General features: G+C 72.6%; 11 protein-coding genes. 7 read left to right on the plus strand and 4 right to left on the minus strand.

Translation table 11 applies throughout. From position 1 onward, the window contains the following. Positions 1-346 precede the first annotated feature (346 nt). The 5 genes from DDQ41_RS30900 to DDQ41_RS30920 all read left to right on the plus strand — a co-directional run bounded on the left by DDQ41_RS30900 (position 347) and on the right by DDQ41_RS30920 (position 9,056). Entirely contained in the window at positions 347-1,585 is a 1,239-nt protein-coding gene (locus tag DDQ41_RS30900) for an acyl-CoA dehydrogenase family protein (protein WP_109297423.1), read from the plus strand. 164 nt (positions 1,586-1,749) lie between these two features. After that, positions 1,750-3,210 (plus strand): FAD-dependent oxidoreductase, encoded by a 1,461-nt coding sequence (locus DDQ41_RS30905; RefSeq protein WP_217364454.1) that lies wholly within the window; start codon positions 1,750-1,752, stop codon positions 3,208-3,210. Positions 3,211-3,242: 32 nt separating this feature from the next. Further along, the gene (locus DDQ41_RS30910; protein WP_109297424.1) at positions 3,243-5,921 is read left to right on the plus strand and encodes an AMP-binding protein; all 2,679 of its coding nucleotides are present in this window, start codon (positions 3,243-3,245) and stop codon (positions 5,919-5,921) included. A gap of 78 nt (positions 5,922-5,999) precedes the next feature. Continuing rightward, positions 6,000-7,619 carry a tyrosine 2,3-aminomutase gene (cmdF, locus tag DDQ41_RS30915; protein ID WP_109298036.1) on the plus strand — a complete coding sequence of 540 codons (1,620 nt, stop codon included), beginning with the start codon at positions 6,000-6,002 and terminating at the stop codon, positions 7,617-7,619. A 96-nt stretch (positions 7,620-7,715) separates the two neighbouring features. Next, positions 7,716-9,056, plus strand: coding sequence for a condensation domain-containing protein (locus DDQ41_RS30920; RefSeq protein WP_109297425.1), 1,341 nt, complete (start codon positions 7,716-7,718; stop codon positions 9,054-9,056). Between the two features lie 67 nt (positions 9,057-9,123). On the opposite strand, the gene DDQ41_RS30925 is transcribed toward DDQ41_RS30920, so the two are convergent. Then, entirely contained in the window at positions 9,124-10,710 is a 1,587-nt protein-coding gene (locus tag DDQ41_RS30925; protein WP_109297426.1) for a 4-hydroxyphenylacetate 3-hydroxylase family protein, read from the minus strand. Between the two features lie 247 nt (positions 10,711-10,957). On the opposite strand from DDQ41_RS30925, the gene DDQ41_RS30930 reads away from it, so the two are divergent. Together DDQ41_RS30930 and DDQ41_RS30935 are read left to right on the plus strand one after the other, a co-directional pair. Continuing rightward, complete coding sequence (locus tag DDQ41_RS30930) at positions 10,958-12,142, plus strand: acyl-CoA dehydrogenase family protein (protein ID WP_109298037.1); 1,185 nt, start codon at positions 10,958-10,960, stop codon at positions 12,140-12,142. Between the two features lie 34 nt (positions 12,143-12,176). After that, entirely contained in the window at positions 12,177-12,608 is a 432-nt protein-coding gene (locus DDQ41_RS30935) for an SgcJ/EcaC family oxidoreductase (RefSeq protein WP_109297427.1), read from the plus strand. 107 nt (positions 12,609-12,715) lie between these two features. Here the strand turns inward: DDQ41_RS30935 and DDQ41_RS30940 are convergent, their stop codons facing one another. From DDQ41_RS30940 to DDQ41_RS30950, 3 genes are all read right to left on the minus strand, one after another. Then, entirely contained in the window at positions 12,716-13,972 is a 1,257-nt protein-coding gene (locus DDQ41_RS30940; RefSeq protein WP_109297428.1) for a cytochrome P450 family protein, read from the minus strand. Positions 13,973-14,086: 114 nt separating this feature from the next. After that, the gene (locus tag DDQ41_RS30945; RefSeq protein ID WP_109297429.1) at positions 14,087-14,953 is read right to left on the minus strand and encodes a phytanoyl-CoA dioxygenase family protein; all 867 of its coding nucleotides are present in this window, start codon (positions 14,951-14,953) and stop codon (positions 14,087-14,089) included. Further along, the gene (locus DDQ41_RS30950; protein WP_109297430.1) at positions 14,950-15,213 is read right to left on the minus strand and encodes an acyl carrier protein; all 264 of its coding nucleotides are present in this window, start codon (positions 15,211-15,213) and stop codon (positions 14,950-14,952) included. Before DDQ41_RS30950 ends, DDQ41_RS30945 begins: the two co-directional genes overlap by 4 nt. Positions 15,214-15,261 lie beyond the last annotated feature (48 nt).

Below are 15,261 nucleotides of genomic sequence, written 5' to 3' on the forward strand. Positions count from 1 at the left end.
CGCGCCTTCGCGGGCCGCATCTTCCCGCGTGCGGTCGTGCCCGCCCGACGGGCCGCCCGTACGGCCGGTGCCGCCGGTGCCGCCCGTACTCCCGGTGCCCCCGGTGCCGCCCGTACTCCCGGTGCCCCCGGTGCCGCCCGTACTCCCGGTGCCCCCGGTGCCCCCGGTGCCGCCCGTACCCCCGGTGCCGCGGCGGCGCTGCGCAATCAAGGAGATGCCCGCCTCGGCGAGCGGGTGCGACGCTGCGAGCCATGGCCGTGGGCCAGGGTCGCAGTGCGGCGCGACATGGGCGGGTGCCCTGTGCCGCGGTGCGGCTTCATTCCAAGGCGAAGGAAACCGCGCAGCAATGACCGTCACCGCGAGTGCTTCCGAACGGACCGCCGTCCCGGTACCCGAACCCGGACTGACCCCGGACGAGGTCGTGGCCCGGGCCGAGGAGCTCGCCCGCGGGCTGATCGGCCGCCAGGCCGAGACGGAGCAGCGCGGCTTCTACGCCGAGGACACCCATGAGGCGTTCCGCCGGGCGGGCCTGTACCGGATCCTCGTTCCACGGCGCTACGGCGGTTACGAGTTCGGTGTCGAGACCTTCATGCGCGTGGTGGTCGCCCTTTCGCGGGGCTGCCCCTCGACGGGCTGGATGTACTGCCTGGGCGCCGCCCACGCGCACGCGGTGGCCGCCCTGTTCGACGAGCGGGCGCAGTCGGAGATCTTCGCCTGCGGCGACTTCCTGTGCCCCGCGACGGTGGCTCCGAGCGGCACGGGCCGGCGCACGGCCGACGGGCGGTGGCTGATCGAGGGCACCTGGCGCTACTGCTCCGGATCGCCGTACGCCACGCACTTCCTGGGCCACACCCTGGTCGACGACGGGGACGGCGAGGTACGCCCCCTGCTGTTCGTCGCCCCGCGCGAGACGTTCAGCCGGCTCGACGACTGGGGTGCGCAGCTCGGTCTGCGGGGCAGCGGCTCGCACGGCCTCCGGATCGAGAACGGGCTGATCCCTGACCGGTTCACCCTGGACACCCACCTCAGCCAGGTGAGTGTCGCCGACGGCACCCCGGGGCGCGCCCTGCACGGCAACCCGATGTACGGGGGCGGGCCGCTGAGCTTCATGATCCTGGAGGACGCGGCGCTCGCGGTCGGCATGGCCAAGGGGGCTCTCGACGCGTACGAGGAGCTGATGAGGTCGCGGCAGACGATGTTCCCGCCCGTCGTCACCCGCTTCGAGGATCCCGACTTCCAGTACTGGTACGGCGAGGCGGCCGGTCTGGTGCTCTCCGCGGAGGCCGGCCTGCTGGGCGCGATCCGGATGTGGGACGAGGCCGCCGCTGTGGGAGGCGTCACTCCCGAGCACGAGCTGCGGGTCGCCGCGGTCTGCCGTGAGGCGGTGCGGATGAGCTGGCGCGCGGTCGAGAGGTATCTCTTCCCGACCGCCGGTTCCAGCGCCGTCCGCAACGGCGAGCGCATGGAACGGATCTGGCGCGACATGTCCATGCAGCAGAGCCATGCCGGAATCGCCGTCTTCCTGTTCACCGCCGCCAACCGGGAACTCGCGCGCGCCCGCTTCGGTGCCGCGGGCGCCCGCTGAGTTCCCCGGCCGCCCGCCCGGACGGCGCGGCGGCCGGGGGCAGCACACCAGGAGATGCGCCGCGGTGAGCCGGGGCGCGACGATCGGCTCCTCTGGAGCCGATCACCTGATTGCAGACCAGACCAGAATTCCACCCCATAGCGGGGAATTTCGAGGAGGTACCCGTGTCGGGCGACAAGACCGGTACTCGCGCGGTGGTACTCGGCGGAAGCATCGCCGGCCTGTTCGCGGCCAGAGTGCTCGCCGATGCCTACGACGACGTACTCATTGTGGACCGCGACGTCCTGGTCGGGGTGGAAGGGCCGCGCAAGCACTGCCCCCAGAGCCGGCACATCAACGGCCTGCTGGCCCGCGGCCAGCTCGCCATGGAGGAGATGTACCCGGGGATCACCGAGGAGATCTTCGCGGACGGCGTCCCCACCGGCGACCTCGCCGGCCATGTGCGCTGGTACTTCAACGGTCGGCGCCTCAAGCCGGAGGTCGCGGGCCTGACCTGCGTGGCCGCGAGCCGCCCCATGCTGGAGAAGCACATCCGCCGGCGCACCGCGGCGCTGCCTGCGGTCTCCTTCCGCGAACAGCACGACATCCTCGGCCTGGTGACGACCCCGGACCGCGGCCGGGTCACCGGCGTCCGCGTCCAGAGCCTGCTCGGGGAGGGCGGCGAGGAGGTCATCGAGGCCGACCTCGTGGTCGACGCGACCGGCCGCGGCTCGCGTACCCCCGTATGGCTGGAGGAGCTCGGCTACCCGCGGGTTGTCGAGGAGCGCAAGAAGATCGGCCTCGCTTACGTCACCCAGCACTACAGGCTGCTGGCGGACCCGTACGACGGCGATCTGTCCATCAACCCGGTGGCCTCGCCCGCGCTGCCCCGCGGCGCCATCTTCACCAAGACCGACGGCGACCGGGTGGAGCTGACCACGTACGGCCTGCTCGGCGACCACCCGCCGACCGACCAGGAGGGCCTGTACGCCTGGGTGAAGTCGCTGGCGGTACCGGACATCCACGACGCGCTGCAGCACGCCGTGCCACTGGACGAGCCGGTCGCCTTCCGCTTCCCGACGACGCTGCGCCGCCGTTACGAGGACTTGGACCGCTTCCCGCTGGGCCTGCTGGTCACCGGCGACGCCGTCACCACCTTCAACCCGGTCTACGCCCAGGGCATGACGGCCGCCGCGCTCGGCGCCCTGACCCTGCGCGACCATCTGCACACCGGCGCGGCCCCGATCCCCGCGCAGTACTTCCGCGATCTCGCCACCGAGGTCATCGACCCGCCGTGGGAGATGACCAACGCCGTCGACCTCACCTTCCCCGGGGTCCAGGGCGAGCGCACCAGGCAGGTCAAGGCGGCTCAGACCTTCCTGAAGCTGGTGCAGACCGCGGCCGTCCACGACGGCAAGGTCACCGCCGCGTACATGCGGGGCGCCGGACTCGTCGACAAGCCCGACGCCATGATGCGCCCGGCGTTCCTCGCCCGTGTGCTGTGGAACGTGGTGCGCGGCGCGATCACGGACCGGCTCGGCGGCGGCGCGGAGGGCGCCTCCGCCCGCCGCCCGGTGGCGACGGCCCCGCCGTCGCCCCAGGCCTCCTCACCGTCCCGCGGCGACGAACTCGTCTCGACGAACTGAGCCGCACCCGGCCTGCGACGAAGGGAGTGGGCGTGACCGAGACGGCCCGGGTGGTCCGTGCGTACGCCGTGACCGGCGGCCTCCGCCTGCCGGCGCTGCGCGCCGCCTGGCACGGCGTCGCCGCGCGGCACCGCGCCCAGGACGGCGGTGCCGCCGGGCCGGGCGGGGACGCCCGCCCGATCGCGGAACTCGGCGACGTCACGGATCCCGGTCCGTGGCAGGCCGCCGAACGGCTGTGGGCCGACCCCTCGTCCCTCGCCTTCCCCGCCGGGCACGGTCCGGCCGCGCGCCTGACCGTCGCGCGGTGCGCCGATGGCGGACACCTCGTGCTGCTGGCCGCGAACCGGGCGTTCGCGGCCGGCGGCCACCGGCTCGCCTCCCTCGTCGACGGCCTCGGCGCCGCCTACGCGGCCGCGGTCGGGACCGGGGGCGACCCGGCCGTCGCCTCGTTCGACGGGGGTACGGGGCCGGCCGGGGCCGTCGGGGCGCTGGCCGCCTCCGAGGGGGCCGCCCCTTCCGACGTCCTGCTGGCCGCGTACTGCTGCCTCGTCGGGCGCCACCGCGACACGGAGCGGCCGGTCGTGGCCGTGCGTGGGACGGACGGCGGCCGGACGGCGGTCCGCGCCGACCTGTCCGGCGGCGGCCTGCCCGGCGGCCCGTCCTTCCGTGAGCTGGTACGGCAGATCTCCGTGTCGGCCCACGAGCCGGCCCCGGACGCTCCCGTGGACGCGGCGTTCGTCGTGGAGGGCCCGGCTGAACCGGTGCTCCGGCTGCCCGGTGCGCGGGTTCGGCGGCTGCGGGCCGGCGGTGACCTGCCCGACACGGATCTCACCCTCGCGGTGCACGACGGCGCGCCCCGCCTCACGGGCTCGCTGGAGTACCGGACCGCTCCCTCCGACTCCGCGGCCGCTCCCGGTCTGCTCGGCCAGCTCCGCACCCTTCTGGACGCGGCGCTGACCGACCCCGGCACACCGGTGGCCGCCCTCCCCCTGGAGACGCCCGAGCGGCTCAGCTCGGCCGTGCGCGAGGCGGACCTCACCGGCACGGGGCCCGGCAGCGGGCCGCCCGTGCACGAGCGGGTGCGTGCCGCGGCCCTGGCCACGCCCGGCGCGCCCGCACTGGACACCGCCCAGGGCACCGTCACCTACGCCGAGTTGAACGCCCGGGCCGCGGGAGTCACGGACGCGCTGCGCGCGCTCGGCGTCGGCGAGGGCGCGCCGGTGGCGCTGCGGCTGCCCAACGGCCCCGGCCAGGCCGCGGCGCTGCTCGGCGTCCTCGGCGCGGGCGCCCACGCGGTGGGCCTCGCCGCCCGGGACTCTGGGGAACGCGTCAAGGCCGTGCTCGCCGGGCTGCGCCCGCACTGCCTGGTGGTGGCCGGGGAGCAGGCCGCCGCGCCGCTGCCGACCTGGTACCGCGTCGAACTGGGCGGCCACGTCCTCGACCTGGACGCCCTGCCCCTGCCGGACCCCGGTGGCTCCCCCGGCTCCGCCGCCCCGCTCCCGAAGGACTTCCCGACCGGCCCGGCCTCCCCCGTCCGGGCCCTGCCCTGCGCGGGCGGCGCGGTCGCGCCGCCCGCGCAGGGCCCCTCCGGCGCCGCGTCCGACCGGTGGGCCTACATCGCCTACACGTCCGGCTCGACCGGCGCGCCCAAGGGCATTCCGCAGACCCACCGGACCTTCGCACAGTTCGTCGACTGGTTCGCCGGCGCCTTCGGCATCGGGCCCGGGTCCCGTGTGGCGCAGTGGGCCCAGCCCGGCTACGACGCCTCGCTGGTCGAGCTGTTCTCGGCACTGACCACGGGTGCCGCCCTGTGCCCGGTCCCGGAACGGCTCCGGGCCCACCCGGAGAAGCTGGCCGGCTGGCTGGAGTCGGAGCGGATCACCCACTTCCAGACGGTGCCGAGCTTCGCCCGGGAACTGCTCGCCGCGCTCGACACCGCGGGCGTGCGGCTCCCCTCCCTGAGCCACCTCCTGCTCGCGGGCGAGGCGTTGCACGGGGAACTCGCCGATGCCCTGCGCGCCGCGCTGCCCGGGGTCCGGCTGGTCAACCTGTACGGCGCCACCGAGACCGTCCTGGCCACCTGGCACGAGGTGGACGGGGCGGTCGGCGACGGCTTCGTGCCGGTCGGACGTCCGATCCCGGGCCGTCAGGTGCTGGTCCTCGACGAGCACGACCGGCCCTGCCCCACGGGTGTCACCGGCCGCATCGTGGTGTGCGGCCCGTACGTCACCCCCGGCTACGTCGGTGCCGAGCGGCCCGGCGAGGCGTTCCGTCCCGTGGCCGGCCCCGCCGGGTCCGGTCTCGTCGGCGGAGCCTGCTACCGCGGCGGGGACCTGGGGCGCCGGCGCTGGGACGGTTTGCTGGAGTTCCGGGGGCGGGCGGACTCCCGGGTCAAGATCCGCGGTACCCGGCTGGAACTCACCGACGTCGAAGCCGCGCTGGGCTCCGACCCGTCGGTGGCCGCGTGCGCCGTGGTCGCCCGTACCGCCGCGGACGGGCTGGTGGAGCGGCTGGTGGCGTACGTGGTGCCGAGCGGCGGACCGGACGGCGATCCGGCCGACGCCTCGGGCGCCTGGCGCGCCACGCTTCGCGGCTGGTTCGGCAGGGCGCTGCCCGCGGTGTCGTTCGTGACGCTCGCGCGCCTGCCCCACAACACCGGCGGAAAGGTCGACCGGCGTGCGCTGGCGGACCTTGCGCAACCCCCGCGCTGAGCGCCTTCCGGCGCCCGCCGTGGGCCGGATTCCTACCTGTATACGTTTCCAATCCATGATGGGGTGAATGTCGTGACCATGCTCGAAACCGGCTTCTCGGTCGAATCGGACGGGTCGAGCGTCAGCTTCGACGGCGAGACCCTCGACGTCCCGGCGGTGCGCCGGGTCGCCGAGGACCTGGCCCGGGTATCCGTGGCCCCGGAGGCCCTGGCCAAGGCCGCACGGAGCCGCGCCCAGTTCGAGAAGATCATCCATGACGGCGCCCCCGTCTACGGCGTCACCACCGGTTACGGCGAGATGATCTACATGCTGGTCGACCCCTCCAAGGAGGTCGAACTCCAGACCAACCTGGTGCGCAGCCACAGCTCCGGCGTCGGCCCGCTCTTCGCCCAGGACGAGGCCCGCGCAGTTGTCGCCGCCCGCCTCAACGCCCTCTCCAAGGGCTACTCCGCGGTCCGGCCCGAGCTGCTGGAGCGCCTGGCCCTCTACCTGAACCGGGGCATCACCCCGGCCATCCCGGAGATCGGCTCGCTGGGCGCCAGCGGCGACCTCGCCCCGCTCTCGCACATCGCGTGCACGCTGATCGGCGAGGGGTACGTCCTCCGGGACGGCAAGCGGGTGCCGACCGGCCAGGTGCTGCGCGAGGAGGGCATCGAGCCGCTCCAGCTGCGGTTCAAGGAGGGCCTCGCGCTCATCAACGGCACCTCGGCCATGACCGGCCTCGGCTCCCTGGTCGTGGGCCGCGCCCTGGACCAGGTGCGCCAGGCCGAGATCGGCACCGCGCTCGTCCTGGAGGTACTGCGCGGGTCGACCAGCCCGTTCCAGGCCGAGGGCCACGACATCGCCCGCCCGCACCAGGGCCAGATCGACACCGCGGCCAACATGCGGGCGCTGCTGGCCGGCAGCGGCCTGGTCCTCGACCACGCCGAACTGCGCCACCAGGCCGAGGAGCAGCGCGGCGGCGGCGACGTCTCGCGCACCGAGGTCTACCTGCAGAAGGCGTACACGCTGCGCGCCATCCCGCAGGTGGTCGGCGCCGTCCGCGACACGCTCTACCACGCCGCGGAGAAGCTGCGGACCGAGCTGAACTCCTCGAACGACAACCCGCTGTTCTTCGACGGCAAGGAGGTCTTCCACGGCGCGAACTTCCACGGCCAGCCGATCGCCTTCGCGATGGACTTCGTCGTCCTGGCCCTCACCCAGCTCGGGGTCTTCTCCGAGCGGCGCACCAACCGCCTGCTGAACCGTCACCTCAGCGACGGGCTCCCGGAGTTCCTCGTCGCCGGCGAGCCCGGCCTCAGCAGCGGCTTCGCCGGCGCCCAGTACCCGGCCACCGCCCTGGTCGCCGAGAACCGCACGATCGGCCCCGCCTCCACCCAGTCCGTCCCGTCCAACGGCGACAACCAGGACGTGGTCAGCATGGGCCTGATCGCCGCCCGCAACGCCCGCCGCGTGCTGTCCAACAACACCCGCATCCTCGCCGTGGAGTTCCTCGCCGCCGCCCAGGCCGTCGACCTCTCGGGCCGCCGCGACGGACTCAGCCCGACCGGCCGGGCGACCTACGACACGATCCGTTCGCTGGTGCCCACGCTCGACCGCGACCGCTACATGTCCGACGACATCGAACTGGTGGCCGCGGCCCTCTCCCGCGGCGAGTTCCTCGGGGCCGCCGAGCAGACCGGCACCGTGCTGGTCTGAGCCCCGCGCTCCCCCGACCCGGTCGCTTCCGGCGGGGCCGCCCCGAGGCGCCCCGCCGCGAGCGACGCCCGACCCCACGAGACCTGGGACGAACCGATGAGTATTCCGCTCTCCTTCAACCAAGAGTTCCTCTGCATGTTCGACCAGGGCGACGAGGAGGGCCCCTTCGGGCCCCTCTACAACATCGTCGGCGGCTGGCGGCTCACCGGAAAGGCCGACACCGAAGCACTCCAGGAGGCACTGAACGACGTCGTGGCCCGTCACGAGGCGCTGCGCACGACCGTCGTGCGCACTCCTGGCGAGCAGCGCCAGGAGATCGGCCCGCCCTCGCCGGTGTCCCTGGACGTCCGGGAGATCCCCGAGCCGGACCCGGCACTGCGCGACCGCCGCGCCGAGGAGCTGCTCATCGAACTGGAGGGCGGGCGGTACGGCGTCACGGAACTGCCGCTGCTGCGCGCGGTGCTGGGCCGGTTCGACGAGGAGAACGCGGTCCTGGTCCTGGTCGTCCACCACACGGCGGCCGACGAGGTCTCCATGCAGCTCATCATCCGCGACCTCGGCGTGCTGTACGCCCGTCGGCGCGGGCACGACACCGGGGAACTGCCGGAGGCGACGCCGTTCCGCGACTTCGCCGTCTGGGAGCGGGAGCGGTACGCGCCCGACGCGGAGGTCAGGGCCCGCGCCTACTGGCGCGAGCAGCTCGCCGGGGCGACCATCACCGGTGTTCCCAGCGACCACCCGAAGTCCGCGGCCGTGCCGAAGACGACCTCCGTGCATCGCTTCCTGGTCGGCGCGGAGCTGACCTCCGCGGCGCTGGCGGTGGCGAAACAGACGCGCAGCTCGGCCTTCATGGTGCTGCTCGCCGCCTACAAGGTGTTCCTCAACGAGCGGGTCGGCGTCACCGACGTCGCCGTACCGACGATGGCCTCGGGCCGTGGCCCCGCCCGGTTCCAGAACACCGTCGGAGCGTTCTTCAACTTCGTCCCGCTGCGCACCGACCTGTCGGGGGCGGCGACCTTCCGCGAGGTGGTGGAGCGCACCCGCGCCACCTGCCTGAAGGCGTACGGGAACTTCCTGCCGTTCGGCCAGGTGGTTGCCGAGGCCCCCGCCTCGGCGGCCTCGTTCGCCGCGGACGACCTCGGTGTCGTCGCCTTCCAGGTGTTCCAGTTCCCGGCGCTGGAGGGCGAGGAGGCCGGCGACCTGCGGATCTCCGAGATCCGCCGCCGCCTGCTGTCGCAGGACGTCTCCACCGACATCCCGGACGGTGTGATGTTCCAGCTCGACATCGACCCCCTGTCCGGCGAGATGCTCGGCCATCTGGGGTTCAACACCAACCTGTTCCACGAGGCGACGATGCGGGAGTTCGCCGCCGGGTTCGTCAGGGTCCTGGCCCGTACGGTCACCACCCCCGACACACCGCTCGAGCTGGCCTCCTGAGCTCTCGCGGCCCGTACCCCGTCCGCCCGCACTCCCCCGGGGACCGCGGGCGGACCGCTGGGTGCGCTCAGCCGTCCGCCAGGGAGCCGCGGACCCGGGAGCGCAGCTCGTCGAAGGAGGCGAGGTCCGGCACGGTCCAGCCGTCCAGGTCGTACTCGGAGAGGCACTCGTCCACGAAGGCCTTGTACCCGTCGACCTGACCGGAGGTCACCTGCGAGAGCAGCAGCTCCACCCGGGAGTTCTCGTGGTTGCCGGCGTAGTTCCGCTCGTACAGTTCGTGCCGGCCGCCGAACTCGGTGCCGACCGCGTCCCACAGCAGCTTCATCACCTTCACCCGGTCCACGGCCTCCACACCCCCCGAGCCGCGGAGGAACTTGTCGAGGTACGGCCGCACGTCGGGATTCCTGAAGTCCTCGGCGCCGGAGTTGACGTAGATCAGGCCGCTGGCGACGTCCTGCTGCACGATCTCCCTGATCCGCGGGTAGCCGATCTGCATGAACCAGCGGTAGGCCATCCCGTACTGCGGATTGGGCAGCAGCGCCCCGTTCTTCCACTCGACGGGGTTGCGGGCGGCTGCGTCCGAGAGGCCCCAGAACAGGTTGCGCCAGGCCAGCACCTCGCCGACGCGGCTCTGCACGCCCCGGAAGTCCTTGGTCCCGGTGATCTCCAGCGCCTTGACCAGCAGACCGGCGATGAACTCCAGCTTCACGGCGAGGCGGGTGCAGCCGTGGAAGGTGAAGCGCTCCACGAAGCCGGACCGGCCGGGGAACATCTGCACCTTGCCGAGGTGCCCGTAGACGAAGACGTTCTCCCAGGGGATGAGGACCTTGTCCAGGACGAGGATGGTGTCGTTCTCGTCCAGCCGGGACGACAGCGGGTAGTCGAACGGGCTGCCCATGGCGGCCGCGGTGGCGGTGTAGGACGGGCGGCAGATCAGCTTCATGCCCGGCGCGTCCATGGGCACGGTGGCGACCAGCGCGAACTCCCGCTTCCTGACCGGCAGGCCGAAGTGGGCGATGAAGTTGTAGTGGGACAGGGCGGAGCCGGTGGCCACCACCTTGGCGCCGCTGACCACGAGACCGGCGTCGGTCTCCTTCTCCACGTGGATGAAGACGTCCTCCACCTCGTCGGGCGCCCGGTCGCGGTCGACCGGGGGGTGCACGATGGCGTGGTTCCAGAAGAGGACCTTCTCCTGCGACTCCCGGTACCAGCGGCGCGCGTTCTCCTCGTACGGGGCGTAGTAGTCGGCGTTGGCGCCGAGCGTGCCGAGGAACGAGGCCTTGTAGTCGGGGCTGCGCCCCATCCAGCCGTAGCCCAGCCGCGCCCATGCCGCGATGGCCTTCTGGTCGGCGACCAGGTCCTCGGCGCTGCGCGGGGTGGTGAAGAAGCTGTGGGTGTACCCGTCGCTGCCGGTGTCCGTCGGCTTGGTGAGGATTCCGCGCTGCGCCGGGTCGTGCAGGGCGTCGTACATCCGCGCCGTCATGCGGATCGGATTTCTGAATGCGGGATGGGAGGTGACGTCCTTTACCCGTTCGCCGTAGAGGTATATCTCCCGGTCGTCCCGCAGACTCTCGATATATTCGTCACCGGTCAGCGGGCGGGTTTTGCGCTGCCCTTCGGCGGGGCCGGCGGGGATATCCTGACGATCGGTCATCGGATTTCTTCCCTCTTCCTCTTCCACGAGGCGCTTTCGAAGACATGCTGCGCGCCTCATGGTCGCAGCCGGGGCCGGTCGGGGCTTCTCCCAGGATGCGGCATCGGGCGTCGCGAGGTTCGGCACGGGAGGTCCCGCAATCCTGAAGATGCAGGGCCTCGCAGCCGGCTGGGAGGGTCGTCGTCATGTATCGCGGACGGCCGTTTTCCGTCGTCCGGGGATGGGACGTCCTTTGGAGGATATGGTGCTGACGACGACCGATGTTCCTACGCGGGAACAGCTTGTTCGTCGAGCGTCCGAACTCGTGCCGCAGCTCCGTGAGAACGCAGCCTGGTCGGAGCAGAACCGGCGTATTCACGACGATTCGATCGATGCCCTGGCAGACGCCGGAGTCTTCCGGATGCGGGTGCCCGCCCGTTTCGGCGGGTACGAGGCCGACACGCGCACGCTCGTCGACGTGGCGGCCGAGATCGGCCGTGCCGACGGCTCCACCGGCTGGACCGCCTCGGTGTACTGGATCCCCACCTGGATGGCCGGCCTGTTCCCGGACCACGTCCAGGACGAGGTCTTCTCCACCCCCGACGTCCGGATCTGCGGCACCCTGAGCCCGAGCGCGATGGCCTCCCCCGCCGAGGGCGGCCTCGTCGTCAACGGCAAGTGGGGCTTCATCAGCGGTGCGCTGCACGCACACTGGCAGGTCGTCGTCGCCGTCCGGATCGAGCCGGACAGCGAGCCGATGCCGGTCATGGCCCTCGTACCGCTCTCGGACCTGCGGATCGCCGACGACTGGGACACCTCCGGCCTCAGAGGCACGGGCAGTGTCAGCACCGTCGCCGACGACGTCTTCGTCCCGGCCGACCGCGTCCTGCCGCTGGGCGTCGTCATGCAGGGCCGGGGCGGCGCCTCGCAGGCGAACGCCGGATCCGCGATCCACCGCGCCCCGCTGCTGCCGGTCGCCTCGGCGTCCTCGGTCGGCGCGGTGCTGGGCATGGCGCGCGCCGCCAGGGATGCCTTCCTGGAGCGACTGCCCGAGCGCAAGATCACGTACACGGACTACGCGAGCCAGGCCGAGGCCCCGCTCACCCACCACCAGGTCGCGAACGCCACACTCAAGATCGATCAAGCCCAGTTCCACGCCCACCGCCTCGCGGACCTCGTCGACTCCAAGTCCGCGCAGGACACGCCGTGGACCCTGGAGGAGCGGGCGCGTGCCCGCGCCGACATGGGCGCGGTGATCCAGCTGGCCAAGGAGGCCGTGGACATCCTCGCCTCGGCGAGCGGCGGCTCCTCCGTCTACAGCGGCGTGGCGATCCAGCGCATCGCCCGGGACATCCAGGCCGTCAGCCTGCACGCCCTGATGCACCCCGACACCAACACCGAGCTGTACGGGCGGGTCCTGTGCGGCCTCGAGCCCAACACGCTCTACGTCTGACCCGACCGGACCAACGCACAGCAAGGGGACCAGCATGACCGCAGCACCACCGGCCGCGCCCGCCACCGCCGTCTCCGACGCGGACAAGGCGGCCGTCGCCGCACTGCCCGGCCGTATCGTCGAGGCCTGGGCCGCGCACGACGCGGCGGCCTTCGCCCGGGTCTTCACGGCCGACGGCACGATGATCCTGCCCGGCGTCTACCGCAGCGGGCGCTCGGACATCGAGGCGTTCATGTCCGCTGCCTTCCAGAGCCCGTTCAAGGGCACGCGGGTCACGGGCGCGCCGCTGGCACTGAAGTTCCTCGGCGAGGACGTGGCCCTCGTGATCACCGAGGGCGGTGTCCTGGCCCCGGGCGAGTCCGCCGTCGCCGACGAGCGTGCCATACGCGCCACCTGGGTGGCCGCCAAGCAGGACGGTGCCTGGCTGCTCGCCGCGTACCAGAACAGCCCGCGCGACAGCGCCTGATCCGTCCGCGGCGGCGTCCGACCCACCCGGCGCCGCCGCGGCACACACCAGGAGCGGCACCCCCCGGGTCCGGAAGCGGGGGGTGCCGCTCTTCCTCGTGCCCGGGGTCAGCGGGTGCCCGCACCGGCCGGAACGGGGGCGGTCAGGCGCACGGGCAGTGCGCGGTGGCCGTTCATGATGAACGTGGGCAGCGGCTGCAACTCGTCGGCAGGCACCGCCAGGGACAGTTCGGGGAAGCGCTCGAACAGGGTGGACAGGCCCACGGTGGCCACCAGGCGGGCGACGCCGGCACCAAGGCAGTAGTGGGGTCCGTGGCCGAACGACAGGTGCTCCTTGTCGGCGCGGGTGATGTCGAAGTCGCCGGCGCTCTCCCCGTGCAGCTTCGGGTCGCGGCCGACGCCGCTGTAGTTGACGAGGATCGGGTCGCCCCTGGGGATCGTCACCCCGTCCAGTTCGATGTCCTCGACGGCGTACCGCAGCGGCAGGTGGGCCAGCGGCGACTCCACGCGCAGTGTCTCGTCGATCACGTCGTCCCACGAGGCGCGGCCGGACCGGACGAGTTCGAGCTGCTCGGGGTGGGTGAGCAGGGCGGTGATCGCGTTGTCGAAGAAGTTGATGGTGGTCTCCGAGCCGGCGCCGAGGATGGCGAAGATGGTGTCGCACAGCTCGGCCTCCGACAGCCGGGAGCCGTCCTCGTCGCGGGCCGCGATCAGGTCGCTGGTGATGTCCTCGCCGGGGTCGGCGCGCTTGTGGGCGACCAGCTCCTCCATCGCGCCGCGCCAGTTGAGCAGGACCGCCTGGGCCTGCTCGGGGGTGACGGTGGTGTCCACCATCATGTCGATGACCTTGGCGGTGGCGGTGCGCGCCTCCTCGGACATGCCGATCAGCTCGGCGACGAGCATGGCCGGCAGCGGGTACGCGAAGCGCTCGCGCAGATCGACGACCTCACCGGGCTCGGCGGCCTCCAGCGCGTCGAGCAGCCCGTTGGTGAGCTGCTCGATGAGCGGGCGGACGGCCTGGGTGCGGCGGGGTGTGAAGGCCTTGCCGACGAGCCGGCGCAGCCGGACGTGGTCCTTGCCGTAGGCGGTGACCATGTTGTCCATGGCGACCCAGCTGATCATCTCCCAGTCGGGGCGGACCCGGCCCTCGATGAAGTCCGGCCAGTGGTTGCGGGCGCTCTTGGTGACCTTCGGGTCGGTCAGGATCCTGCGCACGGACGCGTAGTCGTTGACGGACCAGGCGTGGACGCCGCCGGGGAGTTCCACCCGCACGGCCGGTCCTCGGGCGCGCAGGTCCGCGGCCTCGGAGTGAATGTCCCGGCCCGTGGTGTCGAGGGTGTGTGCGACGGGGCATTGCAGCGACATGGGTTCTCCCGCGATGACGTTTTCGGTGGTGGGGGCCGGGCGGGTCGGGCGTCGGTGCCGGCCGTGGAGTGGCGGAGCCGGCCGGTGCGTACCGGCCGGCATTCCCGGGGGGTGCTACGGGACGGGTGCCGGGCGGGGCCCGGGGCCGTCGTCGGCCAGGAGGACGTACGGGTCGTCCATCTCGTACCAGCCGAGGCCGGGCGGGCAGCGGTCGTAGCCGAGCAGCCTTCGCACCTCCTCCGGGTAGGCCAGGACGGACTCCCGGGGCACCGCGAGGTACTGGTTCTCCTCCTGGCGGAGGTTGCCGAGGTCGAGCGCGATGGTCAGGCCCGTACGCGGGGTGTCGGTGGTGTTGGCGCCGCCCCCGTGGTAGACACCGCCGAGCCAGACCAGGCCCGAACCGGCCCGCATCTCGGTGGGGACCGCCTCCTCGGCCCGCGGCGGGCGCTCGTCGTCCCAGTGATGGCTTCCGGGGATCATCAGGGTGCCGCCGTTGTCGGCGGTGAAGTCGCTCATGGCCAGCATCAGCTGCACCCGGCTGGTGGGCCCGGGGTGGCGGCGCAGATGGAGCGCGTCGTCCCGGTGCAGGGGCTGTTTGCCCTGACCCTGGTGGATCTGGATGGCCTGGGTGCCGCTGATCTGGACGGTCGGCACGAGGGCGGTACGGGACCGGCCGATCCAGACGTGGACCGGCCGTTGCATGATCCGGCGGGCGGCGCCCAGGAACAGGGGGTGCGTCACCACCGGGGTGAGCCGGTCGGTCCGGGCGAAGACGGAGGAGACCCGGCGGGTGCGGGTCCCGTTGTACCAGTCGCCGCTGTAGTCGCGGGCGTCGAGGGCGGGGCCCAGGTCGTCCCACAGCGCCTTGAGGGTGCCGGCGTCGGCGAGGTCCTCGACGACCAGCGCTCCGTCGCGTTCGAGGATCTCCACGGCCTCCTCGAGGCCGCTGTCGGGTGCGACCCGTCGAAGACCGTCCGTCACGGCGTCACCCTGGTGCCGCCGGAACGGGCCCCGACGAGGCGGACGAGGGACTCGAGGGTCGGGTCCTCCTCGAAGATGTCGCCGACCTCGATCTCCGCGCCGAGTTCCTCCTCGATACGGATCACCAGGCGGGTGGCGGAGATGGACTCACCGCCGGACTCGAAGAAGGTGGCCCCGGACCCGGCCCCGGGTGCGTCTCCGAGAACCTCGGTCCAGATCTTCCTCACCGTCTCGGCGGCCGTCGCCACATCGGTGCTCATACGCTGCTCTCCCTCTCCCGTCGGGCCGCCCACCGGGGCGGGTGCGCT

The sequence above is a fragment of the Streptomyces spongiicola genome (genome assembly GCF_003122365.1).
In the GTDB taxonomy this organism is placed as follows: Bacteria; Actinomycetota; Actinomycetes; order Streptomycetales; family Streptomycetaceae; genus Streptomyces; species Streptomyces spongiicola.

What these genes read in the sequence shown, in the direction of transcription:
- DDQ41_RS30900 (WP_109297423.1), top strand. Translation starts at nt 347, where the DNA reads ATGACCGTCACCGCGAGTGCTTCCGAACGGACCGCCGTCCCGGTACCC.
- cmdF (WP_109298036.1), top strand. Translation starts at nt 6,000, where the DNA reads ATGCTCGAAACCGGCTTCTCGGTCGAATCGGACGGGTCGAGCGTCAGC.
- DDQ41_RS30920 (WP_109297425.1), top strand. Translation starts at nt 7,716, where the DNA reads ATGAGTATTCCGCTCTCCTTCAACCAAGAGTTCCTCTGCATGTTCGAC.
- DDQ41_RS30925 (WP_109297426.1), bottom strand. Translation starts at nt 10,710, where the DNA reads ATGACCGATCGTCAGGATATCCCCGCCGGCCCCGCCGAAGGGCAGCGC.
- DDQ41_RS30935 (WP_109297427.1), top strand. Translation starts at nt 12,177, where the DNA reads ATGACCGCAGCACCACCGGCCGCGCCCGCCACCGCCGTCTCCGACGCG.
- DDQ41_RS30940 (WP_109297428.1), bottom strand. Translation starts at nt 13,972, where the DNA reads ATGTCGCTGCAATGCCCCGTCGCACACACCCTCGACACCACGGGCCGG.
- DDQ41_RS30950 (WP_109297430.1), bottom strand. Translation starts at nt 15,213, where the DNA reads ATGAGCACCGATGTGGCGACGGCCGCCGAGACGGTGAGGAAGATCTGG.